Source organism: Streptococcus mitis, assembly GCF_946190065.1.
GTDB lineage: Bacteria > Bacillota > Bacilli > Lactobacillales > Streptococcaceae > Streptococcus > Streptococcus mitis_DE.
In genome coordinates, this window is record NZ_CAMHZD010000011.1 from 1 (window position 1) to 26414 (window position 26414).

A 26414-nucleotide genomic window follows, 5' to 3' on the forward strand; every position below is an offset into this window, starting at 1 on the left:
TACCATAGTCCGTACGGGATTCGAACCCGTGTTACCGCCGTGAAAAGGCGGTGTCTTAACCCCTTGACCAACGGACCAGAGTTGTTATTTTTAACTCTTACTATTATACAGACTTTTTCTGACTTGTCAACAACTTTTTTAAACTTTTTATGTTTTTTTGTATGACTCCCTAATGAGTACGGATATCAAACTCCTTAAACACAATACGTAAGTCTCTCAATACTCTTTGACGCCCTCGGAAGCGTTCATGTCTTAAGACGCGTTCTAACTCTTCTTGTTTGTCTTTACTTTGTTTGTTTCTATAATCTCTTAGTGTCTCATGAAAGAGATAATACTCATCTAGCCACATACCTCCCTCACTGATACGATGACTAATCTCACCTACTTCTTCATAGGGTTCTTTATCATATCTACGCTTCTGGCTTTCCTGCTTACGGATATAGTCTAGGATCCGATTACGGAATTTAGTTTTGAAGTATTTACGTAAGCGTGGGATATCTTCTACTATTCCTTCTTCTCTACTAATCAATTCATGTAAGCAAATCATTCCCTCTTGGTCCCAATCTGATAGCTCCCATAAATGGAGATGATATTCATTTCTACACTTATATACAATCCCCTGGACTTCTTCATATAATTCTTTAAACATAACGTTCCCCTTTCTAGATACAGTCTAACAAATCAAGAACTTAATTGGGACCATTTCGCCTATTCTGTCTCCTTTACCGTCTCAACTGCACAAAAAAGAGAGGTCACGCCTCTCTCAGGGTTATATTTCATCATTCATTTTTGACTTTACTTCATCATAAGATAATGCATGAGATTCCTCTTCTACGGTTTCAGGCATCTTTCCTGTTTCGTAAAGAGCTTTAATTTGTGTACTATCCAATGTTTCGTATTTCAATAATGCTTCTGCAATCAACTTGTGAGTTTCACGATTTGACTGAATAATTTCAGCAGCTTTATTTCGTGCTTCATTCAATAATGAACGAACCTCTTCGTCAATTTCATAAGCTGTTTGTTCTGAGATTGATTTTTGAGGGCTCTGTGCACCAAACATAGCATGATTGCCCTCATATTGAACTGGACCTAGTTTTTCACTCATACCGTACTCTGTAACCATTGCACGCGCCATTTGTGTCGCCTGTTCAAAGTCATTTGAAGCTCCTGTAGTTTGGACATTAAAGATAATTTCTTCGGCTACACGTCCACCCATTAAACCAGCCAATTGCTCTTTCATATCTTCTTTAGATAGAAGCATTTGATCCTCTTTAGGAAGTGCAATCATATAACCACCTGCACGGCCGCGTGGTACGATAGTAACTTTATGAACAACACGAGCATTCGACAAGACTAGACCAACAATGGTATGTCCTGCCTCATGATAGGCAACCAATTCACGTTCTTTTTGTGAAACTGTCTTATCTTTCTTAGAAGGTCCAGCAATAACTCTATCTTCTGCTTCATCAATATCTGAAGCATCAATTATCGATTTATTGCGACGAGCAGCGACTAAAGCAGCTTCATTCAATACATTCTCTAAATCAGCACCAACAAAACCTGGAGTTTGTTGGGCAACTAATTTCAAATCAACATTTTCCGCTAAAGGCTTGTTCTTAGCATGAACTTTCAAGATTGCTTCGCGACCTTTAACATCAGGACGGCCAACCAATACTTTTCTATCAAAACGTCCTGGACGTAAAAGGGCAGGATCAAGTACATCTGAACGGTTTGTCGCAGCGATAACGATAATCCCTTCATTTCCCTCAAAACCATCCATCTCAATCAAAAGTTGGTTCAAGGTTTGTTCACGTTCGTCATTTCCTCCACCAAGACCAACTCCACGTTGACGTCCAACAGCATCAATTTCATCGATAAAGATAATAGCTGGTGCTGCTTTTTTGGCATCTTCAAAAAGAGAACGAACACGACTAGCTCCAACTCCGACAAACATTTCTACAAAGTCAGAACCTGAAATACTAAAGAATGGAACACCTGCTTCTCCGGCGACTGCCTTAGCAAGCAAAGTTTTACCTGTTCCCGGAGGTCCCTCCAGAAGGACACCTGCTGGAATACGAGCTCCAAGTTTTGTAAATCGTTTTGGATCTTTTAAAAATTCAACAACTTCAACTAGTTCTTGTTTTTCTTCCTCAGCTCCAGCCACATCTGAAAATCTTACTTTAATATCTTCTTTATTTGCAGCTTTAGCCTTACTACGTCCAAAACTCATCGGGTTACGGCTATTATTTCCTCCCATATTTCCCATCATCGAGAAGAGGAAGAAGAAGAGGATACCGAATGGCACAATGGATACAAGAATATTAATCCACATACCACTTGAACTTTCATGCTTAATAGTTACTTCCGCTTTATGGTCAGAAGCAAGCTTTTGCAATTCTGATACTGTAGTATCTGAAGGAAGAATAATACTTGAAAATTTCTCTACTGTTGTAGCAGAAGGAGAAAAGAACTGGATACCTGTTTCTTCTTTACTTGTTTTAGGATTTTTATAGACACCCGAAATCTCGATAACACTGCCATTTGGTTGGTAGGTTAATTCTTTTACATTGTCATCGGTAATTTCTTTTACCAATTCTGTATAATTAATTTGCTCACTTTTCCCTGCAACACTACCTGTACTGAAATACTGGTAAGCTGTAACTAGGAAAAAAATAAGTAATAACCATAGAAAAGGATTTTTAATTAAACCATTATTTTGTTTTTTCATTAAAAATTGTTCTTTCTAATTTGAATATACTTCTTCTTTCAATACTCCAACATAAGGAAGGTTACGATAATTTTCTTTGTAGTCTAAACCATAACCTACTACAAACTCATTTGGAATAGTAAAGCAGGTATAGTCAGCCTCAATTTCTACAACACGTCCTTCTGGTTTATCCAACAAGGTTGCAATGTGAACAGAAGCTGCTTCTCTTGCAATAAACATATCTCGCAAATTCTTCAAAGTTTGACCTGTATCAATGATATCTTCTACAAATAAAACATGTCTTCCTTTGATGTCTTGAGTTACATCTTGCTTGATATTGATGACACCGCTACTTGCTGTTCCACCATGATAGCTAGAAACCATCATGAAGTCCATTTCAATATGTGTGTCGATATGTTTGACTAATTCAGCCATAAAAGGAATAGATCCTTTTAAAATCCCAACTAAGATTGGATTTTTTCCTGCATAGTCTTTAGTTAATTGAGCACCTAATTTTTTAGCAGCTTCTGTAATTTCATCGTGTGAAACGAGGATTTTTTTAATATCGTTTTCTAACATTTTTTTACCTATCTATTTTTTCTATATAAAGTACAGTGTTCATTATATCATTTTTCGTGTTTTTACTCAAATTACTGGTCGCAATTCCCAAAATTGAGACAATTTCACCAAATTGCTCAATAATCAGAGCTGATTTTCGCTTTTCCATAGGGATTTTCAAATCAATAAATAGACGTCTGAGTTTTTTTCTATGCCCATTTTGAATCAAAAAATCTCCTGTTTTCCGATGACGAATGTGTACTGATGTTTCCCGTGAAACAGGTACCTGCTGAATTAATTCACCATCTAAAGGAAGTCCAAAGGAAAATAAATATCCTTGATAAGATACCTGATTTTGATAGTGTAACACAAGTTCATCTTCCTTTTCATCAGACTGAGGACTGATTTTACAAATCCGAAACTGTTGATACTCTTTTACTAATTCATAACCATTTTTAAGCGGATGACGATACTGGCTTTTAGTTTTTAAAATTTGTCTAACTTCTTCAAACTGAGCTTTTGTAAGATTCAAATCTGGAAAATGATTCAGATAAGTTTGAAGTAAAACTCTTTGTGTCGACTCAGAGTAAGACAATAGCTGATATAAATTTTCTACATCAATATTTTTTGATAATTCAGCTATAGCTAAGTCATAATCTAAAATTTCATTACCGATACTTAAGATTGCATCTCTAAATCTAGGATTTTCTTTTTCTAATTCTGGTAAGTATGAGTTTCGAATACGATTGCGAAAATAATGATTTTCCTTATTTGATGTATCTTCAAAATGAAAAATTGATAGGAAGTCTTTTTTCTGAAAATGCAAGAAGGGACGAATGATTTCTATCTCTCCGACTACTTGCTTCTCCTTAATTCCTGATAGATAGCGCAAACGAGTTCCTCGAATCAAGCGCATCAAAATCGTTTCCACCTGATCATCAGCATGGTGGGCAGTGACTAAGGCTGTCGCACCTGTCTTTTTCATGACCTCTTGAAAAAAATCATAACGAAAATTTCGTGCACGCGCTTCTGAAAATTCTCCTGAAAAATTGCTGATATAAATAGGAAGCTCTGCTTCAGCAGCTAACTTCCTTAATTCCTGTTCTTCCCAATCTGATTCTACTCTCTGATTATGATTCACATGAGCTAGAATCAATTCAATTTCTAACTCTTTTTGATACGTAGATAACACCTTAAATAGAAACATAGAATCTAATCCACCAGAAAGAGCTAGAACCACCTTAGCATGCTTTTTGAAATATCCCTTCTTGAGAAAATGATTTAAAAAATCTTGTTCCCTCATTTTAGAACCTCATAAACATCTTTGGATATCTTAGAAATCGTATCATAATCAGAATTTTTAGTGAAAATAGAAAGAATAAATGGAGAATCTGCATAGACAACACCTGTATCATGCTTAAATTCATCCGCATCTCCAATTTTATGAGCTACTTTAACAGAAACACCTTTGGCAATTCTCTCATTATCAAAATCTGTTTTAGTCAAAGACTCCAATACAAATCCATTTTGATTATAAATTGCCTCCATAACCTTCCCAGCCATCTTAGAAGAAATCAATTTTTCTTTTGAATCCCAATCATCTCCCATAATAGCAGACATCTTGGATTTGAATGTGGCATCAGATTGGTTTGAAATGTAATATCCCAATAGATTATGAGCTACATTATCAGATTCTTTTGATACTTTCGTAATTAAATCTTTTAGAGAATACTCTTTATTATCCTCTTTTTTAGGAAGACTACCACTTCCTTCTGGTTTATAGGAACCTGGAAAATCATTGACTGCAGATATGTATTTTACAGTCGTATCTAACTGATAAAGACCTTCATTGATTTTTTCTTGCGTATAGTAGAGATAAGGGAGTTTCAAAACACTAGCCGCATACATCTTTTCATCTTGATTGATACCAGCTTCTTTTCCAGTAGTCAGTTGCTTAACATAAATAGAGAATGAATCCTTCTGATATTTTTCCGATAACATTTCTTGGACTTTACTCATCCGATTATCTGCTTCAGAAGTTGATTCCTTATCTACCCATCCAGCCTGATCAATATGTAGAAATTCTCTTCCTTCTACAAACATGGTCTTATCTATCGGAACTTGCGAATAAGCTGATAAGGATGATTTCACCTCTTTTAAATCATAAGGGCTATTGTACAGTTTAAAATCAGATTCTAACCATACTTTTTTTATTGTTGGAGTTACCTCTGACTGATCATATAAAAATCGTTTGTCCGCAGCTATAAATTGGTGGTTGGATAACTTAAATATTGGAATTCCCTGTTTATTTAAGCGCCACTCGGTTATTTGGAAACTTGTTTTTGGAGTTAATTTTCCAGATTCCACTACTAAATCTTCATTCGCATAGATAGGAACTTCTCCATAAACCATAGGAGAACTTAATTTTTCTCTAAAATAAATACCAAAGTCAGATTGTGAAAGGTAATAAATTTCTTTCGAAGTATAGACGACTTCTTTTTCTGTGCTAACGACTTTTGAGATGGTCAAAAAACTCGGTAGCAACAAAATAATTAAGAATTTACGCATTCTTCCTTTCCTTTTCTTCTTGTAAACGCAATAATTGATTTTTTTCAGCCAACTCTTCCAGCTTTTCATCCGATAGACTCAAAAATTGCTCTATTACATCTAATAAATTTTCCATTTCATCACCTTGGAAGCAAGTCAGGAATCGTATAAACGGCTTCCCGATTCTTAGAATAATAATATTTTGCACGCATGTATTTAGCAGCGTAATCTTCATCTTTCAACTTTGTGGCAAAAGCTGTTTCCTTCTCCTTTTCCTCACTCAAGGTTTGATACTGAGTTTGCAAGTCTGATAACTGTTGACGTCTTTGGAGTAATTGGTAATAGCTTTGAGCAAGATTATAAGTTGGTAAAATGAACAATAAAATCATCAAAATAAGAACCCAACCCATGAAACGATTCCGTTTTTGTCGTTCCTTCATCAGATAACGACGACGTTGGTGTTCATTTTGAATAAAGGAATTATTCAATTGTACGATATTTTTAGACATTTTCTTCTACCCGTGTTTCACTGATAATTTCATACATGCCTGCTGCATCTTCTTTTTTTGTACTATCTTTCATCTCTAGTACTTTTACAAGTAGCAACTTATTGCCAAAGCGAATTTCAACTTGGTCATTAACTTTCAAATCCGTTGAACTTTTTGCCAAGATTCCATTTACCTTGATTCTGCCTTTATCTGCTACTTCTTTTGCGACTGTACGACGCTTGATAATTCGTGATACTTTTAAATATTTGTCTAATCTCATTTTTATTACCTCAAATTATTATTGTACCATTTTTATCCATTTTATAGAAGAAAAATGTTAAAGAGAATTGCCTTCTTTTGACTCTTTTATCTCTAATAAACTTTCTCCAAAAATGAGCAGACCTTCTAAAATTTCATAGTCCTTCTTGTTTCGGACATCAAATACAACTTCCATTAATCCCTTATTCTCAGCTATGGCTGCTTTTAGGTTTGTTGCAGATAAAGCTTTAAAATAATCTTGAGCTAAAAACAGTCGTTGAGTGACTTTTTCAAATTGAACTGTAATTCTATTATCTTTTCTTTCAACACGTTGAACAAAGACCTTGTCCAAGTATGATTTGACCAAACTAATCTCTAAAAGATAAGCTACCACGTCTGGGTACTCTCCAAAGCGGTCCATCAACTCTTCCTGTAACTCTTCATAATTGACACGGTTGTCAATTTGACGAATTTTCTTGTAAATTTCAATCTTATGTCGTTGGTCAGATATATAAGTATCAGGAAGATAGGCATCAATTTGCAAAAGAAATTCGGCATTTCCTTTGGTTCTTGTGTTCCCATTACCATGTCGTTTAGCAATAGCTTCCTCTAGTAATTGCGAATACAATTCAAAACCAACAGAATCAATGAAACCAGACTGGGATTTGCCTAAGAGATTTCCTGCTCCACGAATCGAAAGATCGCGCATTGCAATCTTAAATCCGGAACCCAATTCTGTAAATCCTTTGATAGCTTCTAATCTCTTTTCAGAAACTTCACTGATTGATTTTTCTGGACGATACATGAGATAAGCATAAGCAATACGATTACTACGACCAACTCTTCCTCTTAATTGATACAAGGTTGACAAGCCCATATGGTCCGCATTTTCAATAAATAAAGTATTGGCATTTGGAATGTCTACCCCTGTCTCAATAATGGTAGTTGTCACCAAAATATCATACTGACCTTCAATGAAATCCAGTAGAGTATTTTCTAACTGAATCTCACTCATTTGCCCATGAACATAACCAATCGAAGCCTCTGGAATCAACTCCTGTAATTCTGAAACCTTTTGGTCAATCGTGTCAACTTTGTTGTAAAGATAGTAAACTTGACCTCCACGCTCCATTTCACGCAAGACCGCATCACGAATGACACTATCATTCTTTTCCAAAACATAGGTTTGCACTGGATAACGATTAGTCGGCGGAGTTTCAATAACAGACAAATCTCTGATTCCCAGCATAGACATATGGAGGGTACGAGGAATTGGAGTAGCGGTCAAGGTTAGGACATCCACTTGTTTTTTCAATTCTTTCAATGTTTCCTTATGCTTGACACCAAATCGCTGTTCCTCATCTATAATCATCAAGCCCAAATCAGCAAACACAACATCTTTTGACAAAACACGATGTGTTCCAATCAAAATATCAACTTGACCCTTTTTCAATTTTTCAAGTGTTTCAGTCTGCTCTTTTTTACTTCTAAAGCGACTCAATACATCAATATTAACTGCAAAATTTTGGAATCGTTCCTTAAAATTCGTATAGTGCTGTTGAGCTAAAACCGTCGTCGGAACGAGAACGACAACCTGTTTGTGATCATTGACTGCCTTAAAGGCTGCACGCATAGCAACTTCAGTCTTCCCAAAACCAACATCCCCAACTAAAAGTCGATCCATTGGTTGAGAAGCCTGCATATCTCTCTTGATTTCCTCAACACTACGAAGTTGATCATCCGTTTCAACATAAGGGAAGGCATCATCAAAAGCATGTTGATCCTCATCATCAGCTGAGAAAGCAAAACCCTTCAACTGACTGCGTTCAGAATAAAGTTTAATTAAATCGTCAGCTATATCCTCTACCTGGTTCTTAACTTTTTGCTTGGCTTTTTTGAAATGACCGTCATTTAATTTATTGAGTTTAGGAGCTTTACCGTCACTTGAAACGTATTTGGAAAGTAGATGAATCTGTTCCACTGGGATAGAGATTTGATCCCCGTTTTGGTATTGAACACTGACATAATCACGGTGAATCCCTTTGATTTCAATTGTTTCAATCCCTAGATATTGACCAATTCCATGGATATGGTGAACAACGTAATCTCCTTTTTCAAGTTCATTGTAATCTTTTAATCTCTCTGCGTTTGAAACATGTTGTCTTCGAAAACGACGTTTCAATTTCTTTTGAAAAATCTCATGTTCAGTTATCAATAAAACCTTTTCATCTACAAAATGAAAACCATGTCTGAGATTACCCTCAATTAAGTTTACAGATTCTTTACAAACACTTGACTTATCTCTAGAATCCAATTTAATCTGGTATTCCTCTAAAACATCCTCCAATGTTTTACTTCCCATTGAATTGCTAGACTGCAGGATAATAGTATAATCCATTTTTTTGTATCGCTCAATTTCTTCTTTTAGAAAAGAAAATTGATTGAAAAACTCCTGCATAGGATATTGATTAAATTGATAAATTTGGTCAAACTTGAGATTGCCTAACCCCTTTTGCAGATTAGAGAAAAAGGTAACCGGACTCTGCTTTTTATAGATTTGCTCTGTATCTGCAAAATACTGCATCTCAGAAAATGCTTTACTGTTCTGTAATTCTTCTGTAAAGTATTGTGCTAACTCCCTTTCAAAGACTTCATACTGATTCATCAATTTCTGATAATCATCAAAGAATACTGGGGTATCTTTTTCAATATAGTCAAAGACAGTCCATGTCTTTTCATAGCACAAAGATAAAAACTTCCGTGAATCTGAATGTATTTGTTTTTGGTGAAAACTTGAAAGAATTTCTTCTAGATAGGATTTCAAAATCGGTGATAACGTTTTTGAAATTTGTTTTTCTAAAGCTGACTGTCCTCGTTGATAATCCTTTTCTCTCAAAAGCATATCACTAGCTGGAAAGATAGTGAGTTCTGTCTGATTTTCTTTCGATAATTGTGTTTCGACTTCAAATAACCTAATACCATCAATTTCATCACCAAAAAACTCAATTCGGCAAGGTTCTAACTGGGATATTTCAAAAATATCTAAAATATCTCCTCGTATACTAAACTCTCCCTGAGTTTGTACTTGTGTAACTTTTCGATAGCCTATCTCTTTTAACTGATGGATAAGTGCGTGTTGGTCATATTCTTCACCAACTGTTATTTTTACAATACTATCTTTAAATATATTGGGAGACGGTAAAATCAATCGACTTGCTGCGATATTACAAACTAAAATCCCTTTCTTAGATGAATCAGTCAAAAAACGCAAGGCTTCAACCCGTGAAATGATTTTTTCTTGTGAAGACATCAAAAACTCGACCATAGGGGAGTCATCTACCAAAAATGGATAGATAAGTTCCTCACCCAAGACAGATATAAGATCACTAACAAGTCCTTCTGCTCCTCCATAAGTTGACGTCAATAACACAATCTTATCTTCCTGTCTCAAACTACTAGCAATTGCTAAAGCTTTTGTAGAAGTTGACAATCCTAACATTAATTGTCTTTTCTTATCTGTCAGTTTTTGATGCCATTTTTTTATCTGATCATTTTCTGAGAATAAATCTAATAAGGCCACCATTTATCCGTTATACCTCTGCATCGTTTTTTCAAAGTTTTTCTCTTGTAAATAGTAGTTTACAGAATCGTCAACTTTGTCAATAGACTGTAAAATACCAATATAATCATCCTTGTCAAACTTACTCAAAACATGGTTAACAACTGACATTCCATTTTTAGGTCTTCCGATTCCAATCTTAACACGATTAAATGTCTGGGTTCCAATATGTTGAATAATAGACTTGATACCATTATGACCACCTGCGGATCCCTTTGCTCTTAAGCGAATCTTTCCAACTTCCATGTCAAGGTCATCGTAAATGATGAGTAAATCTTCAATATCCAAACCATAATAAGTTAATAAAGCATGAACCGCTTTTCCACTTTCATTCATAAATGTCGTTGGTTTGACAAGATAAATTTTTTCTCCATTTAGGAAAAAGGATGCTAGGTCAGCTTGAAATATTTTATCATGTGTAAAAGTGACATTCTGTTTCTTCGCTAGTTGGTCAATCAACATAAAACCAACATTGTGTTTTGTTTCAAAATATTTATCCCCTGGATTTCCTAATCCTACAAGTAATTTGGTCATTTATTTTTCCTTTCAAAAGCCAAAAGGGTTGGAATTTTTTTCCAACCTAATTGACACTATTCATTAATTTTTTTTAGACATTAAAGCGGAATTCCATAATATCGCCATCTTGAACAATATATTCTTTTCCTTCTTCACGCAAGCGTCCAGCTTCTTTTACAGCCTTTTCAGATCCGTATTTCACTAGATCCTCATATGACATAGTTACTGCACGAATAAATCCTTTTTCAAAGTCTGAGTGGATAATACCAGCTGCTTGAGGAGCCTTCATACCACGTTTAAAGGTCCAAGCGCGAACTTCTTTTTCACCAGCTGTGAAGTAAGTTCCCAATCCAAGTAAGTGGTAAGCTGCACGAGTCAACTTGTCAACGCCTGACTCTGTCAAACCAAGTGCTTCAAGAAACTCTTGCTTATCTTCTTCGTCTAACTCAGAAATTTCTTCCTCAGCACGCGCAGAAATAACGACTACTTCAGCATTTTCTGTCGCTGCGAATTCACGAATTTGTTTAACATAGTCGATAGAGTCAGGTTCTGAAACAACATCCTCATCCACATTGGCAACATAGAGCACTGGTTTAGTCGTCAAAAGGAAGAGACCTTTGACAACTTTTTGTTCTTCATCTGTAAATTCAATAGTTCGAGCTGATTTTCCATCTTCTAGGACTGGTTTAATCTTTTGAAGAACATTAAACTCAGCTACTGATTCTTTATCTTTTTGCGTACGTGCCATCTTTTCTACACGCGCATAACGCTTATTAACTGATTCTAAGTCAGCAAGAATCAATTCCAGGTTAATGGTGTCAATATCCGCCAGTGGATCCACAAAGGCATCTTCACGTCCTTGCTCGCGCATGACATTTTCATCATCAAAAGCACGAACTACGTGAACAATCGCATCTACTTCACGGATATTGGCCAAAAATTTATTTCCTAGCCCTTCTCCTTTTGAAGCTCCTTTTACAATCCCTGCGATATCTGTAAATTCAAATGTTGTTGGAACTGTCTTTTTAGGAGTAATCATTTCCGTCAATTTTTGGAGGCGTTCATCAGGAACTTCTACCATTCCAACGTTTGGATCAATCGTCGCAAATGGGTAATTTGCTGCCTCTGCTCCTGCTTTTGTAATTGCATTAAATAGTGTTGATTTACCAACGTTTGGCAAACCAACGATACCTGCTGTTAAAGCCATATTTTCTCATTCTCCGTTTTCATTTCAATCCCTAATATTATAACACAAAAAGGGAAAACTTGCTAACCCTCTAACTGAGGGGTTTCAGTCAATAATTTTATTCATTTTTCGATCAAAATCATAGCGCCCCATCATGACAACATGGTCACAATTGCTACATTTAATTTTGATGTCTGCCCCAACACGTGTAATTTCCCAACGATTTGCTTTTTTACCAGTTGACTTGATTGTACAAGCGTGTGGTTTTTTCATCTCAACAAAATTTCCAACTTGATACATACTACTCTCCTTTTCTTTTTTGATTATATCATAAAAGAGGCGAGCTAGGCTCAACCTCTTTCACTTAATTTGTACGAACTGGGGTGATAAGTTGCATGAAGTCCTCTTCAGTATCAGCTGGCACAAGAGTAAATGGACGAACAGCTGAGATAAAGCTAATGGTCACCTTTTCGCTATTTAAAGCCTTGAGGGAATCAATCAAGTAAGTTGGGTTGAAACTAATGGTCAAATCTTCACCAGTAACCTGATCAGTATCGATTTCTTCGTTTACTTTACCAACTTCTGGAGAGTGAACATGGGAGCTAACAACCCCATCTTTAATTTCAAGTTTCACAGTACCATTTTGAGTCGCACTTGATAAAAGACGAGCACGTTCCATTGACTGGCGTAAGTTTACCACATCAAAAGTAATAGTAGTGTTAAAGTCTGTTGGAATCAAACGATCTGTATCAGGATAGTTACCTTCTAACAAACGAGTATAGAAGCTAATATTTTCGCTTCTAAAGAGGATTTGATTGTTGGCAAAGAAAATCTCTACAGTTTCAATATCGTCTGTAAATACTGCTGAAAATTCGCGTAGAGAACGGCTAGGAATCACGACATCAAAATCATCACTATTTTTTTCAAGAGTCAATTTTTTCTGGCTTAGACGATGAGAGTCTGTTGCAACTGTTTTTAACTCTTTGTGTTGGCTCAATACAAAATGAACACCTGTTAAAATTGGACGACTTTCTTGTGTACTTGCAGCAAAAGCTGTTTCATTGATAATTTTCTTGAGTAATTTTGTTTCAAGAACCAAAGGAGTGCTTGCTGAAATTTCTTGGATTCGTGGATATTGTTCACTATCTTTTCCTTTTAGGGTAATTTCTGATTTACCGCTGGTTAAAACAATTTGATTTTGTTCAATTTCTTTAAAATCAAGAGTCACATCAGGTAGACTAGATACAACATTGATGAAGAAAGAAGCTTCAAGAAGGATCGAACCTAAAGAAGTAATTAACAAACCAGCATCTTCATTTTTTTGAGAAATAAAATTTTCAATTGAAATTTGACCATTTGAACCAATTAAAGTAACACCTTCATTGGTTACGTCAATTTTTACGGTTGATAAAATAGGAATGGCATTTTTAGAGCTAATAGCTCTCTTAGTAGTATTTAAGGCTTGTAGAAATAAATTTTTATTAATTGAAAAATGAATCATGGATTCTCCTTTATTTATTTTTAGTATTAGAAGGATAATAGTAATAATAGGGTCTGTGAAATCTGTGGAAAACAGACTTTAAACAAGTCATATCAAGTTTTTTGGCTTGTTTAAAAAATGTGGATAAAAAAGATAATAAAGTAAAAGTTATCCACAAGTTATTTAATTTTCTTTTTGATGGATTCAATTTCTAAACGTAAATTATCGTCTTCATCAATCAAAGATTTAATTTTGGCATGGGCATGTATGACTGTTGTGTGATCTTTTCCACCAAATTCCTTCCCAATTTTTGGAAGACTATTATCTGTTAATTCTCTAGATAAATACATGGCTACTTGACGGGCCAAAACAATATTTTGAAGGCGTCTGCTTCCCTTCATTTCTTTGACACTAACACCATAGAAGTTCCCTACTTCAGTTTGGATTTTATCAATTGGAATGACGAGGATTTGGCTAACATCTTGTTTTCGAGCTCTAATAGCTTCTGCAGCGATATCGATAGTGATATCCTTAATCTTCTTCACTCTGGCAATTAAAGTGATGTCGTTTATTGCTCCTTCAAGTTCTCGGACGTTTGAATCAAATTGACCAGCTAGGTATTCTAGGGTATCACTTTGGAAATGGTAGTCTAAATTCTCTGTTTTGCTTTGTAAAATGGCAATACGTGTCTCAAAGTCAGGTGGTGTGATGTTTTGCGTCAAGCCCCAGCTAAAGCGCGTGACAAGTCTTTCTTCAAGGCCCTCTAAGTGTTTAGGGCTACGATCACTAGTCAGAACAATTTGTTTTTGATTGTTATGGAGAACATTGAAAGTATTGAAAAATTCTTCCTGAGTTGCAACTTTTTTTCCACTCAGCGATTGAATATCATCAATTAACAAGAGATCGAGGCTACGGTAGGTTTTTTTGAACTTATCCATTTCACCCAGTCTCAGATGTTCAAGAAAGTCGTTTATAAAGCTTTCAGCAGGAATGTACTTAACACGCGCATCAGGAATATTTTTCAAAATCTCATTCCCAATTGCATTGAGTAAGTGAGTCTTACCAAGGCCAGGTCCTCCATAGATAAAAAGAGGATTATAGGTCAAGGCTAAATCTTCAGAAACAGCCAAAGCGGCTGATACTGCCCAAACATTCCCATCCCCTTGAATAAAATTATCAAAGGTATATTTTTCTTTTAATCCAGTATCCGAATAAGGAATAGATGCTAACTTTGGACTATAGTCATAAAGAGTTGAATTTGGAGCTTCTTCAACTTGTGAGACAGTAGTATCTTGAGGTTTGATGAAAATATAGTGGGGAGTTATCTCAGCATCATAAATCTCAAAACCAGCTACTACAATGATATCTTTTAGTTGTTTTTCCCAGACCATTTCCATTTCAGATCGTGGTAAAAATATAGTGGCAACATTTTCCTCTACCTTGATGAGTTCAGCTTGAATAGCATAGAAATCATACATGGATCGAGTCAGTCTTTCTTGAGCAAATTCTAATATACGATTCCAAAATTGTTTTTCTTTCAATCCTTTCTCCTCCTTTACTATTTAAAAGTTTAATGCTAGATTTATTTTACCATAGATAGCAAGAATTTTCCACAAGCTGTGAAAAATAATCCACAATGTTATCAAGTTTTATCCACAGGTTGGGGATAAAATCAGAAACTGTTGATTTATGAAGCTTTTTTTTGAAAAAAATAGTGGATAACCTTGTGAGATAAAAAAATAAAAGAACAGCCTTATTTCAGGCTGTTGATAATTCTACTGTATTCTTCTTGATTTGAAAAAGAAATAATGATTTTTCCACTGTCTTTTTTAGACAGTTTGATTTCTACATCTAATCCGAGTAGTTTTTTTAACTGTTCTTCTTCATTTTGTATGAAATGATTCGTTTTTTGAAGTTTCTTTTGTTTTTTCTCTGTCAGAAGAGCTTCTAATTTCCTTACAGAAATGTCTTCACATATAATCCGTTGAAAGAAATAGTCTTGTTGTTCCTTATTTAACCCAACTAGAGAACGCGCATGGGCTTGTGATAGTTGGCCATTTTCTACTTCTGAAAGGATCTGTTCTGGCAAGGACAGCAAGCGAATAGAGTTGCTGATATAAGGACGAGACTTGCCCATTTTATCTGCAATTTCAGCATGGGTAAATCCTTTCTCTACAAGAGATTCATAGGCGCGTGCTTCTTCTATTGGATTTAAATTTTCTCTCTGTAAATTTTCAATGATAGATTGGATCATCATCTCTTGATCTGAAAGCTGCTTAACAACAGCTGGGATATACCTTAGACCAGCTAAAAGTGAAGCCCGATAGCGTCTCTCTCCTGCAAGGATTTCATAACCAATCACAGGAGATTGACGAACAATAATCGGTTGAATGACCCCATTTTCTTTGATAGACTGTGCTAGTTCATGTAGTTTTTCTCTATCAAATTCTTTTCGAGGTTGATAGGGATTTTTTTGTATATCTGTGATAGAAATTATTTCAAATTTTTCCATGATTCTACACTAACACATCTTTTCTCTTATGTAAAGTTTTCTTTACATAGATGTCAATTAAGATTCTAAATCACCTGAACTCTTGTCAAGTTTAATAGATGTAGTTTCTTCTTTACTGTTACGATAGTAGGTTATCTTAATGGTGTCTCCGATAGAATGATTGTAAAGAGCACTTTGTAAGTCTGTTGATGAAGCAATCTCTTTGTCATCTACTTTTGTAATAACATCGTATTTTTCAAGGTGACCATTGGCAGGCATATTACTTTGTACAGAACGAACAACTACACCAGATGTTACACTGCTTGGAATATTGAGTCTTCTAATATCACTTGTATTAATATTGGAGAGATTGACCATTTGGATTCCCAAAGCTGGACGCGTCACTTTTCCGTTCTTTTCTAACTGTTCAATAATATTGATAGCATCATTTGCAGGAATTGCGAAACCAAGGCCTTCTACAGATGTTCCTCCATTTGTTGCAATTTTACTTGAGGTAATTCCGATAACCTGTCCTTGGATATTGATCAGTGGGCCACCAGAGTTACCTGGGTTAATAGCAGTATCAGTTTGGATGGCTTTTGTAGAAATGGCTTGTCCATCTTCAGATTTTAAGGACACATTTCGATTGAGACTAGATACAATACCTTGAGTGACAGTATTAGCATATTCAGAACCTAGCGGGCTACCAATAGCAATAGCAGTTTCTCCTACGGTTAACTTACTAGAATCACCAAACTCAGCTACTGTTGTCACTTTTTCTGAAGAGATTTTGACGACAGCAATATCAGAGAAAGTATCCGCTCCGACGATTTCTCCAGGCACTTTAGTCCCATCTGACAAGCGAATATCTACTTTACTGGCGCCATTTATAACGTGATTGTTGGTGACAATGTAAGCTTCTTTGTCATTTTTTTTATAAATGACCCCAGATCCTTCACTAGAAATTTGCTGAGAATCTGTATTAGTATCATCATTACCAAATACGCTATTTTGTCTATTTGCTGAATAAGTAATAACAGAAACAACGGCATCTTTTACTTTATTAACAGCCTGCGTTGTTGAATTTTCGTTTTTATAGGCAGTCTGTGTGATAGTGCTATTGTTGTTGGAGTTACTTACACCACTTTTTTGAGTTAGTTGGGTTATTGAAAAACTACCCAAAGCCCCACTAAAAAAGCTAATGACGATAACGATTAATAATTGAAACCATTTTTTATAAAATGTCTTTAAATGTTTCATATTTGCCTCCATATGTTTGAAATTACTGAAAGTATAAACTGACTAACTTAATTATAACTTAAACACAAAAGTTTTTCACAAAGTGTGGATAACTTTTAAAAATCTGTGGTTTTCTAGGTGAAAATTAACCTTTTATTTTGTGAATAAGATGTGAAAAAAATAAAGAATATGTTAGAATAGAGTTATGAAAATTAAAGTTGTAACAGTTGGGAAACTGAAAGAAAAGTATTTAAAAGATGGTATCTCAGAGTATTCAAAACGAATTTCTCGATTTGCTAAGCTTGAAATGATTGAGCTGGCAGATGAAAAAACACCAGATAGGGCTAGTGAGTTAGAAAATCAAAAGATTTTAGAAATAGAAGGTCAGAGAATTTTATCAAAAGTTGGTGACCGTGATTTTGTTATTGTGTTAGCCATTGAGGGGAAAACACTTTCTTCAGAAGAATTTAGTAAGCAGTTAGAAGAAGCTTCTATAAAAGGATTTTCTACTCTTACATTTATTATTGGAGGGAGTCTGGGATTAGCACAGGATGTAAAAAAGAGAGCCAATCTTTCTGTTAGTTTTGGTCGCTTAACCTTGCCCCATCAGTTAATGAGACTAGTCCTTGTTGAACAAATCTATCGCGCTTTTACGATTCAGCAGGGATCCCCCTATCATAAATAGAAAATTGACTTTTAATTGAATTTTTGGTAGAATAGTTGTGTTAGGTCTCATAGCTCAGCTGGATAGAGCATTCGCCTTCTAAGCGAACGGTCGCAGGTTCGAATCCTGCTGGGATCAATATAGTAGCAAAGCTGGGAATTTTCCCGGCTTTTTTCTTAAAAAAGTACACTTGGGGAGAAAAAAATGACAGTTGAGAGAATTTTATCTAAAATGAAATTCCATTTTGTATAATAGTTTTTGTAAGTTAGCTTACAAGAAAAAAACATTTAAGGAGATTTTATTATGAAAAACACAGTTAAATTGGAACAGTTTGTAGCCTTGAAGGAAAAAGACTTGCAGGAAATTAAAGGTGGGGAAAGTAGGGTTTCAGACATCCTCCTTAATTTTCTTTTCCGACGAAAAAAATAATGAAATAAGGAGAAAGAGTAATGGATTTACTTGTATTTGGGATAGTTCTTGTTCATTTTTTAATTATTAGTAACAGTTACCATTTAATTTGTAAAGGTCAAATAAAAGCAAAGGAACTATACGTTTTTGGTGCTTATACATTACTAACAGCAATAATACTTGATTTTCCCTTCTATCTTCTAAATTTAGATGGGTTAGGGATTGCAACATTTTTATTTCCTTTGGGCTTATATTCCTATTTTAGATGGATTAAACAATATGAGAGGGCTAGAGGATTATTCCTAAGTTTACTACTATCTCTTTTATATGAGAGCACTCATACCTTTCTGTCCGTAACTTTCTCCTCTATAACAGGAGACAATTTTGTTTCACAATATCACGCCCCATTCTTTTTCGTTGTAACGGTGTTGACCTATTTTGTTGTCTTAAAAATCATTCATTATTTCCATTTGGAACTAGCCTATTTTGACAAGGACTACCTTTATCCTTTCTTGAAAAAAGTATTTTTTGCTTTACTACTGCTCCATATTGTATCTTTCGTTTCAGATATGGTAAGTACGATTAAACATTTGAATAGTTTTGGAAGTATTTTGTCATCTATTGTCTTTATCTCTTTACTTTTGACCTTCTTTGCAATGAATTCTCATAAAGTGCAAATGGAGAAAGAGATTGCGTTGAAGCAGAAGAAATTTGAACAGAAACATTTACAGAATTATACAGATGAAATTGTTGGACTGTATAATGAAATCCGTGGTTTTCGACATGACTATGCTGGGATGCTTGTCAGTATGCAGATGGCAATTGACAGTGGTAATTTACAGGAAATTGACAGAGTTTATAATGAAGTTTTGGTCAAAGCAAATCACAAATTGCGTTCAGATAAGTACACTTACTTTGATTTGAACAACATAGAAGATTCAGCTTTACGAAGTTTGGTTGCTCAGTCAATTGTCTATGCTCGAAATAATGGTGTAGAGTTTACACTGGAAGTAAAAGATACGATTACCAAACTCCCAATTGAACTCTTGGATTTGGTTCGTATCATGAGCGTTTTATTGAATAATGCTGTCGAAGGATCGGCTGATAGTTATAAAAAGCAGATGGAAGTAGCAGTTATTAAGATGGAAACTGAAACAGTTATTGTGATTCAGAATTCATGTAAAATGACGATGACTCCTTCAGGAGATCTATTTGCTTTAGGATTCTCCACTAAGGGAAGAAATCGGGGAGTTGGATTAAATAATGTGAAAGAACTACTAGATAAGTACAACAATATTATTTTAGAAACAGAGATGGAAGGCAGTACATTTAGACAAATTATTAGATTTAAGAGGGAATTTGAATGAAAGTTTTAATTTTAGAGGATGTTATTGAACATCAAGTGAGACTAGAAAGAATATTGGATGAAATTTCGAAAGAATCGAATATTCCAATATCATACAAGACAACGGGAAAAGTCCGTGAATTTGAAGAATACATTGAAAACGATGAAGTAAATCAGCTTTATTTCCTAGATATCGATATTCATGGAATTGAGAAAAAGGGATTTGAGGTTGCTCAGCTCATTCGTCATTACAATCCTTATGCAATTATCGTCTTTATCACCAGTCGATCAGAGTTTGCAACTCTAACCTATAAATACCAGGTATCAGCCCTAGATTTTGTTGATAAGGATATCAATGATGAGATGTTTAAGAAGAGAATTGAGCAAAATATATTCTACACGAAGAGTATGTTACTTGAAAATGAAGATGTTGTAGATTATTTTGATTACAATTACAAGGGAAATGATTTAAAAATTCCTTACCATGATATTTTGTATATTGAAACGACAGGTGTCTCTCATAAATTGCGCATTATTGGTAAGAATTTTGCCAAAGAATTTTACGGTACCATGACAGATATTCAGGAAAAGGATAAACATACCCAACGATTTTATTCTCCTCATAAGTCATTTTTGGTAAATATAGGCAATATTAGAGAAATTGACCGAAAGAATCTAGAAATTGTTTTTTATGAAGACCATCGTTGTCCTATTTCAAGGTTAAAAATTAGAAAATTGAAAGATATTTTGGAGAAAAAATCTCAAAAGTGATTGACAATTAGTAAGAAATTGATATAATGGTTATATCTGCTACAGATAGAAGGTCCGTTGGTCAAGGGGTTAAGACACCGCCTTTTCACGGCGGTAACACGGGTTCGAATCCCGTACGGACTATTTTATCCGCCATAGCTCAGTTGGTAGTAGCGCATGACTGTTAATCATGATGTCGTAGGTTCGAGTCCTACTGGCGGAGTATAGATAAAAGGGAACACAACTGTGTTCCTCTTTTTATATCAATTTGCATCACCAAGCATCTTCATAAGGAAGTCTGTTATTTCTTGAGGACTTTCTTTTTTTCCATGTGCAATCCAAGTTTGGCAGACACCAAAAAGTGCGTGAGTTAGATAGATGCTGCTGTATTCTAATTCAGTTGTATTGAGATTTAGTTGCATAAATTGCTTTTGTAAATCTGTACTGAGCATGATATGAAGTTTATTTCGTAAGAAATTTTGGATTTCTTTAGTCCCATTTTCAGAAAGAAGGGCAGCCAGAAGTGGTTCTGACTCTAGATATTCAAAGACTTCTAAAATAGCATCTTTTTTGTGATGAGCATGTTTTTGAAAAATATATTCAAATGTATGGAATAGCTTGCTTTGATAGTGCTCAATCATATCATACTTATCCTTATAGTGAGTATAGAAGCTGGAACGACTAATTCCGGCTTTTTCTGCTAACTTGACAGTAGAAATTTGATCAAATGGCTGTTCCATCAGTAATTGTACCATAGCATTTTCAATAGTTCGCTTTGTTTTTAAGCGTTTGTTACTTTCTTGCATATTTCCTCCTTGTAAACAAATTAGACTATATGTCTAAAAATGGATTTTTTATCTTGTAATTTAGATTTTTTAATGTATAATCTATTATATCAAAATTTTAGACAATATGTTTAAAAAAGGAGAAACTATGTTTAAAGAATGGAAAGCAATTTTTAAAAAACCAACCTTTATTATTGTCATGATAGGGATTTCTCTTATTCCAGCTCTGTACAATATCATATTTTTGTCATCAATGTGGGATCCATATGGGCAATTGTCTGACTTACCTGTGGCAGTTGTCAATAATGATAAAGAGGCTTCCTATAATGGTAATACTATGGTAATAGGAAAAGACATGGTGTCCAATTTAAAAGAAAATAAAACCTTGGATTTTCATTTCGTGGATGAAGAGGAAGGAAAGAAGGGATTGGAAGATGGCGATTACTATATGGTAGTGACTTTACCAAGTGATTTATCTGAAAAAGCAGCTTCGATTTTAACGGATCATCCAGAGCAAATGCAAATCGATTATCAGACTTCAAGTGGTCATAGCTTTATTGCAAGCAAGATGAGTGATTCTGCAATGACACAATTAAAGCAGAATGTTTCTACCAATGTAACCGAGACCTATACCAAAGCTTTATTTAACAAAATGGTCGATTTAAAGGATGGCATGAGTCAAGCGGCTTCTGGTAGTGAAAAATTAACTGATGGAGCGAATCAGTTAGTGGCAGGAAGTCAAACATTAACTACTAACCTACACTCTTTAGCAGCTTCAAGTTTAACATTTTCAAATGGAACGGAGCAGTTTACTAAAGGATTATCTGCTTATGTCTCTGGTGTTGAACAACTTCATCTTGGCTTAGGGAATTTTAATAGTGGTTTAGTTACATATACTGGTGCAGTGAGTCAATTAGATAGCGGGTTAGGTCAATTATCTTCTAAAAGTCCTGAATTAGTAAGAGGAATCAATCAGTTATATACTGGTGTAGAATCCTATACTGGCGGTGTTTCTCAGCTTAATGCTGGTCTTAATCAATTTTCATCTGGTGTTAGTGCCTACACCAATGGAGTGGGAAGTCTTGCAACAGGTGCTAATCAGTTATCTAATCAATCAGCCAAACTTCGAATGGGGGTGGAGCAATTAAGTGAAGGGATTCAACAACTTTCTAGCAAGTTAGATGCTTCGTCTGGGAAAAAAGATCAAATTAATCAATTATCTTCTGGTCTGAATCAGTTAAATCAAGCCATTCAAAATATTGATGTTGGAGATACAAAACAATTAGATTCTGTTTTATCAAGTATAGTATCTCTTTCTAATCAAATGTTAGCAAGTGCTCAGTCTGATAAAGCAACTACATTAGCCAATATTCAATCGACAGCAGCTTATCAATCATTGACAAGTGAGCAACAAGCTGAGATAAGCGCTTCTGTATCTCAAAATTCGACTGATAGTATTCAATCGGCTCAGTCAATTGTAGCTTTAGCTCAAGGTTTACAGGGAAGTTTGGAAAACTTACAAAATCAGTCTTTTAATCTTTCGACTTTAAAAAATCAAGCTAATCAAGTATTACCTATCGCTTCTAGTTCTTTGACAGAATTGTCAAGTGGATTAACAGAGATACAAGGAGCTGTTGCTAGCAAATTAGTTCCTGCCAGTCAGTCTATTACATCAGGTGTAAATGCATATACTGCAGGTGTTGATAAAGTTTCTCAAGGCGCAAGTCAACTAAGTGAAAAGAATTCCACCTTGACAGGTAGTTTGGACCAATTAGTTTCAGGCTCAACTACCTTGACACAAAAATCTTCTAACTTGACAGCAGGAGTTGGTCAATTAGTTGAAAAAACTCCAGAATTAGTGTCTGGTATTGAAAAATTATCAACTGGCTCTAACCAATTGAATCAAAAGAGTCAAGAATTGATAGCAGGAGTTGATAAATTGCAATCAGGCTCTAGCCAACTAGCTGACAAATCCAGTCAGTTAATTTCAGGTGCTTCTCAATTAGAAAGTGGAGCTAATAAATTGGCAAATGGAGCTGGGAAACTAGCAGAAGGTGGAACAAAGTTAACTTCTGGCTTGGAAGGTTTACAGACAGGAGTTGCTTCTTTAGGACAAGGATTGAGTAATGCCAGTGATCAACTCAAATCAGCATCAACGGAATCTAAAAATGCAGAGATTTTATCAAATCCTCTCAGTCTTTCCAAAACAGACAATGATCAAGTTCCTGTAAATGGAGTTGCAATGGCTCCTTATATGATATCAGTTGCTCTTTTTGTTGCAGCAATATCAACAAATATGATCTTTGCGAAGCTGCCTTCAGGACGTCATCCAGAGAGCCGTTGGTCTTGGTTGAAATCTAGAGCTGAAATAAATGGTATGATAGCTATTTTAGCAGGGATTTTGGTATATGGAGGAGTTCATCTTATTGGTCTAACTGCTAATCATGAAATGAGAACATTTATTCTCATCATCTTAACAAGTTTAGTATTCATGTCTATGGTTACAGCTTTAACAACATGGAATAGCCGTATAGGAGCTTTCTTCTCTCTTATCTTGCTTTTATTACAGTTAGCATCAAGTGCAGGTACTTACCCACTTGCTTTGACAAATGATTTCTTTAGAGCCATTAATCCTTGGTTACCAATGAGTTATTCAGTTTCTGGATTACGAGAAACAATCTCTATGACAGGAAATATTCATCAGCAAGTCATTTTCCTAGCTGTCATACTAGCTCTATTTACTGGTTTAGGTATGCTAGCCTATCAACCTAAGAAAATGGAAGAATATTAAAAAAATCGACCAATTGGTCGATTTTTTTATGTATTAGATGTCTTTCGTTTGTGATTATAAATTCCAAATAGTAAAAGTGAAGTAAAGGAACAGATTGATCCAGTAATAAAACCATTGGGAATAAAGGAAAGTGTAATAATTTCTTTTCCCTTAGGAACGTCAACTTTCATAAAGCCAGTTTGAGCTTGTTTAATCTCTATTTTCTTACCATCTTGGTAGGCAGACCAACCTTTGTCATAAGGAATGGTGAAAAAAATAGATGTATCTTGTTGGACATCATATGTAGCAAAAACCTTGTTTTTAGAAGTTGATACTGTTACAGGCTGTTCTTTAATTTTTTGAATTGCCTCAGTTAAAGTTTGGGTATCTAAACGATAGAAGGTAGGAGATTCAAATGATACTTGTGAATTTCCAGGGAAACTAACATAAATATTGAAAGTTTTTGTCTCTTTTGTATAACCTAGATTAAAGAAGGAGAAGACATTATCAGTTGTAAAAGTTTTCTTTTCTCCATTTACAAGGATGTCAACCTTTTTTTGTTTGTCATTAGAAAAGTGAAGGTTTGTGAAAGAAAGATAAACTTGGCTGTTTTCTGGCACTTCAATTTGATACTGGATTGCTGCATCCTCAGTTGAAGAACTTGTGACACTAATCAAATCATTAGTATTTTCTGTTTTGTCATAAGGTATTGGAGAAAAATAATCAAAATTGACGTTAGCAAGTTGATTTAAAAACGAGGCCTGATTATCCAAAGTGTGTTCATTGAACTTGACATCATTGTAAACAGATTGACTAGCAAATGCAATCGGAAGAGAGTATTGATTTTCATATAGGGTAAGATTATCTTTTTGATAGATATCTTTAAAACCATACTTATCAATAGGACTGTCTGAGATATTGTACTGGATACCAAATAAACTATCAGCCAAAATACTATTATTTGCATAGCGTAGATTGAGATTAGTCCCAGAGGATTTAAACCCAAGTTTATCCAAAGTAGAGCTTGCTGAACGATTTCGAACAGATGAAAATTGAGATATTCCATTGTAGTTGAATTTCATACTGTCATTTCCTGTCTGAGTCTCTAGTTTCTCAGTACGAGTAAATTGATTTCCAATATATGTTGAGAAAGATTCCATAGCTGGGATATCTCGATTATATGCACTTCGAGAAGCAAAGCCCCATTCTTTAGCAATTCCGTTCATTTGAGATGAAGCATTTAAACTTATTTCAACTATTATAAATAAAGAGATTAGAATGGTAAACAGATTCACAGATATAAACTTTTTGATAACTGCAAGGAGTAAAAGAGAATAGACAACCAAAAATTCAAGAGTAAGAAGAATATTCAAATCTGTTAAAAAAGAATAATGCGATTTTAGATAGATGGTGGCTAAAAATCCTATTACTAGAAGAAAAAGCAAAACTAAAAAATTCCAGACTTTAATTTCTTTCAGACGATTTAAGACTTCTGCTGCTGTGTAAATTAACAAGGTAGAAAAAATCCAAGCATAGCGATGTAAAAACATATTTGGAGTATGCATACCTTGCCAAAATAAATCAAGAGCTTCTATATAAAAGCTTGCAATTAGAAATGTAAAGAAGATTGCATAGATAAGTTTCACGTGAAACTTAATAGATTTCAGCGTAAAAAATAAAATAGTCAAAATAAAGGGAAGTAGTCCAACAAAAATCATTGGAACGGCCCCATACTTTGTTGTGTCAAAGGAACCGATGAATTGCTTAGCAAAGAGATCAAGATACCAGCTACTTTCAGTTTGAAACTTTGTAACTTCAGTCAATTTTTCCCCATGTGTCTGTAAATCAAACAGAGTGGGAAGAGTCATAATCAAGCTAGCCATACCAGCTAAAAAGGAGGTGATTATGAAATCAAGAAAAGATGATTTTCGAGTTTTAAAGTCCCAAGAAATTTGACAGAGATACCAGAAAATAAGAAACAATGCTGTCATATAGCCAAAATAATAGTTTTGGATAAATAAGATTGACAGACTTGTAAAGTATAATGAGAATTTCTTTTCAGTTATAAGCAGGTGTAAACCAGTTATAATTAAAGGAATCAAGATAAAAACATCTAGCCAGGTTTTTATCTCTAATTGACTGACAGAGAAACTCATCAGAGCATAGGAAGTAGATAAAGCTAGTTTTAAAGGCTTAGGAATCGATTGAAATAGTTTATTTAAACTAAAGTAAGTTGACAGTCCAATCAATCCAAATTTTAAGAGAGTTGTCAGATAGACAGCATCTGGCATATTCGTTAGATCAAAAAAGTAAACTAGAGGTGAAAGGAAACTCCCCAAGTAATAACTAGATAGGGCATAGAAATTTAGTCCTAGACCACTTGTAAAGGTGTAAAACAAACTACCATTTCCATGTAGGATATTTCGTAAAGCTACATCAAAAATAACGTATTGATGAAAGCCATCTCCTAATAGTGGAGATGTATCGCTATTCCAGTAGATACCTTGAGATAGATATACTCCTATCATAATCAATACAGGAATGATGAAAGAAACAAAATAGGTCCAATATGTTTTAAAAAATAATTTCATGTTACCTCATAA

23 protein-coding genes and 4 tRNA genes are annotated in these 26414 nt (G+C 34.8%); 8 read left to right on the plus strand and 19 right to left on the minus strand.

Annotated elements, in window-relative coordinates; translation table 11 throughout:
• Positions 1–5: 5 nt before the first annotated feature.
• From OCF96_RS06025 to htrA, 17 genes are all read right to left on the minus strand, one after another.
• Positions 6–77 (minus strand) — tRNA-Glu (locus OCF96_RS06025).
• 92 nt (positions 78–169) lie between these two features.
• On the minus strand, positions 170–649 hold the full coding sequence (locus tag OCF96_RS06030; RefSeq protein ID WP_000471939.1) for a sigma-70 RNA polymerase sigma factor region 4 domain-containing protein: 480 nt from the start codon (positions 647–649) through the stop codon (positions 170–172).
• A 120-nt stretch (positions 650–769) separates the two neighbouring features.
• Positions 770–2728: an ATP-dependent zinc metalloprotease FtsH gene (ftsH, locus tag OCF96_RS06035; RefSeq protein ID WP_000744563.1), complete on the minus strand. Its 1959-nt coding sequence runs from the start codon at positions 2726–2728 to the stop codon at positions 770–772.
• A 15-nt stretch (positions 2729–2743) separates the two neighbouring features.
• A complete protein-coding gene (gene hpt / locus OCF96_RS06040; RefSeq protein ID WP_000892173.1) occupies positions 2744–3286 on the minus strand; it encodes a hypoxanthine phosphoribosyltransferase in 543 nt (180 codons plus the stop codon).
• 4 nt (positions 3287–3290) lie between these two features.
• Positions 3291–4568 (minus strand): tRNA lysidine(34) synthetase TilS, encoded by a 1278-nt coding sequence (tilS, locus tag OCF96_RS06045; protein WP_261446691.1) that lies wholly within the window; start codon positions 4566–4568, stop codon positions 3291–3293.
• Positions 4565–5833, minus strand: coding sequence for a serine hydrolase (locus OCF96_RS06050; RefSeq protein WP_261446692.1), 1269 nt, complete (start codon positions 5831–5833; stop codon positions 4565–4567). Before OCF96_RS06050 ends, tilS begins: the two co-directional genes overlap by 4 nt.
• Positions 5826–5948, minus strand: a complete 123-nt coding sequence (locus OCF96_RS06055) for an SP_0009 family protein (protein ID WP_000429336.1) — start codon at positions 5946–5948, stop codon at positions 5826–5828. Before OCF96_RS06055 ends, OCF96_RS06050 begins: the two co-directional genes overlap by 8 nt.
• 4 nt (positions 5949–5952) lie before the next feature.
• Positions 5953–6321, minus strand: coding sequence for a septum formation initiator family protein (locus OCF96_RS06060; protein WP_084950569.1), 369 nt, complete (start codon positions 6319–6321; stop codon positions 5953–5955).
• Positions 6314–6580 (minus strand): RNA-binding S4 domain-containing protein, encoded by a 267-nt coding sequence (locus tag OCF96_RS06065; RefSeq protein WP_001234978.1) that lies wholly within the window; start codon positions 6578–6580, stop codon positions 6314–6316. Before OCF96_RS06065 ends, OCF96_RS06060 begins: the two co-directional genes overlap by 8 nt.
• A 57-nt stretch (positions 6581–6637) precedes the next feature.
• Complete coding sequence (gene mfd, locus OCF96_RS06070; protein ID WP_261446693.1) at positions 6638–10141, minus strand: transcription-repair coupling factor; 3504 nt, start codon at positions 10139–10141, stop codon at positions 6638–6640.
• Positions 10142–10711: an aminoacyl-tRNA hydrolase gene (pth, locus tag OCF96_RS06075; protein WP_004255263.1), complete on the minus strand. Its 570-nt coding sequence runs from the start codon at positions 10709–10711 to the stop codon at positions 10142–10144.
• 73 nt (positions 10712–10784) lie between these two features.
• Positions 10785–11900 (minus strand): redox-regulated ATPase YchF, encoded by a 1116-nt coding sequence (ychF, locus tag OCF96_RS06080; RefSeq protein WP_001218713.1) that lies wholly within the window; start codon positions 11898–11900, stop codon positions 10785–10787.
• Between the two features lie 84 nt (positions 11901–11984).
• Positions 11985–12179 (minus strand): DUF951 domain-containing protein, encoded by a 195-nt coding sequence (locus tag OCF96_RS06085; protein WP_000285186.1) that lies wholly within the window; start codon positions 12177–12179, stop codon positions 11985–11987.
• Between the two features lie 64 nt (positions 12180–12243).
• Complete coding sequence (gene dnaN, locus OCF96_RS06090; protein WP_143952658.1) at positions 12244–13380, minus strand: DNA polymerase III subunit beta; 1137 nt, start codon at positions 13378–13380, stop codon at positions 12244–12246.
• Between the two features lie 158 nt (positions 13381–13538).
• Positions 13539–14900, minus strand: coding sequence for a chromosomal replication initiator protein DnaA (gene dnaA / locus OCF96_RS06095; protein WP_004255267.1), 1362 nt, complete (start codon positions 14898–14900; stop codon positions 13539–13541).
• Positions 14901–15112: 212 nt separating this feature from the next.
• A complete protein-coding gene (locus OCF96_RS06100; protein WP_261446694.1) occupies positions 15113–15871 on the minus strand; it encodes a ParB/RepB/Spo0J family partition protein in 759 nt (252 codons plus the stop codon).
• 57 nt (positions 15872–15928) lie between these two features.
• Positions 15929–17110: a serine protease HtrA gene (htrA, locus tag OCF96_RS06105; RefSeq protein WP_102211437.1), complete on the minus strand. Its 1182-nt coding sequence runs from the start codon at positions 17108–17110 to the stop codon at positions 15929–15931.
• Between the two features lie 184 nt (positions 17111–17294).
• On the opposite strand from htrA, the gene rlmH reads away from it, so the two are divergent.
• The 7 genes from rlmH (at position 17295) to OCF96_RS06140 (ending at position 20479) form a co-directional block, all read left to right on the plus strand.
• Entirely contained in the window at positions 17295–17774 is a 480-nt protein-coding gene (rlmH, locus tag OCF96_RS06110; RefSeq protein ID WP_055387775.1) for a 23S rRNA (pseudouridine(1915)-N(3))-methyltransferase RlmH, read from the plus strand.
• Positions 17775–17817: 43 nt separating this feature from the next.
• Positions 17818–17891 (plus strand) — tRNA-Arg (locus tag OCF96_RS06115).
• A 165-nt stretch (positions 17892–18056) separates the two neighbouring features.
• Complete coding sequence (gene comC / locus OCF96_RS06120; protein ID WP_102211438.1) at positions 18057–18182, plus strand: competence-stimulating peptide ComC; 126 nt, start codon at positions 18057–18059, stop codon at positions 18180–18182.
• A 20-nt stretch (positions 18183–18202) separates the two neighbouring features.
• On the plus strand, positions 18203–19528 hold the full coding sequence (gene comD, locus OCF96_RS06125; protein WP_102211439.1) for a competence system sensor histidine kinase ComD: 1326 nt from the start codon (positions 18203–18205) through the stop codon (positions 19526–19528).
• On the plus strand, positions 19525–20277 hold the full coding sequence (gene comE, locus OCF96_RS06130; protein ID WP_000866065.1) for a competence system response regulator transcription factor ComE: 753 nt from the start codon (positions 19525–19527) through the stop codon (positions 20275–20277). Before comD ends, comE begins: the two co-directional genes overlap by 4 nt.
• Before the next feature lie 51 nt (positions 20278–20328).
• Positions 20329–20400 (plus strand) — tRNA-Glu (locus tag OCF96_RS06135).
• A gap of 5 nt (positions 20401–20405) precedes the next feature.
• Positions 20406–20479 (plus strand) — tRNA-Asn (locus OCF96_RS06140).
• A 40-nt stretch (positions 20480–20519) separates the two neighbouring features.
• Here the strand turns inward: OCF96_RS06140 and OCF96_RS06145 are convergent.
• A complete protein-coding gene (locus OCF96_RS06145; RefSeq protein WP_261446696.1) occupies positions 20520–21062 on the minus strand; it encodes a TetR/AcrR family transcriptional regulator in 543 nt (180 codons plus the stop codon).
• A gap of 127 nt (positions 21063–21189) precedes the next feature.
• On the opposite strand from OCF96_RS06145, the gene OCF96_RS06150 reads away from it, so the two are divergent.
• On the plus strand, positions 21190–23832 hold the full coding sequence (locus tag OCF96_RS06150) for a YhgE/Pip domain-containing protein (protein ID WP_261446697.1): 2643 nt from the start codon (positions 21190–21192) through the stop codon (positions 23830–23832).
• A 26-nt stretch (positions 23833–23858) separates the two neighbouring features.
• Here the strand turns inward: OCF96_RS06150 and OCF96_RS06155 are convergent, their stop codons facing one another.
• Positions 23859–26402 carry a YfhO family protein gene (locus OCF96_RS06155; RefSeq protein WP_261446698.1) on the minus strand — a complete coding sequence of 848 codons (2544 nt, stop codon included), beginning with the start codon at positions 26400–26402 and terminating at the stop codon, positions 23859–23861.
• Between the last annotated feature and the right edge of the window lie 12 nt (positions 26403–26414).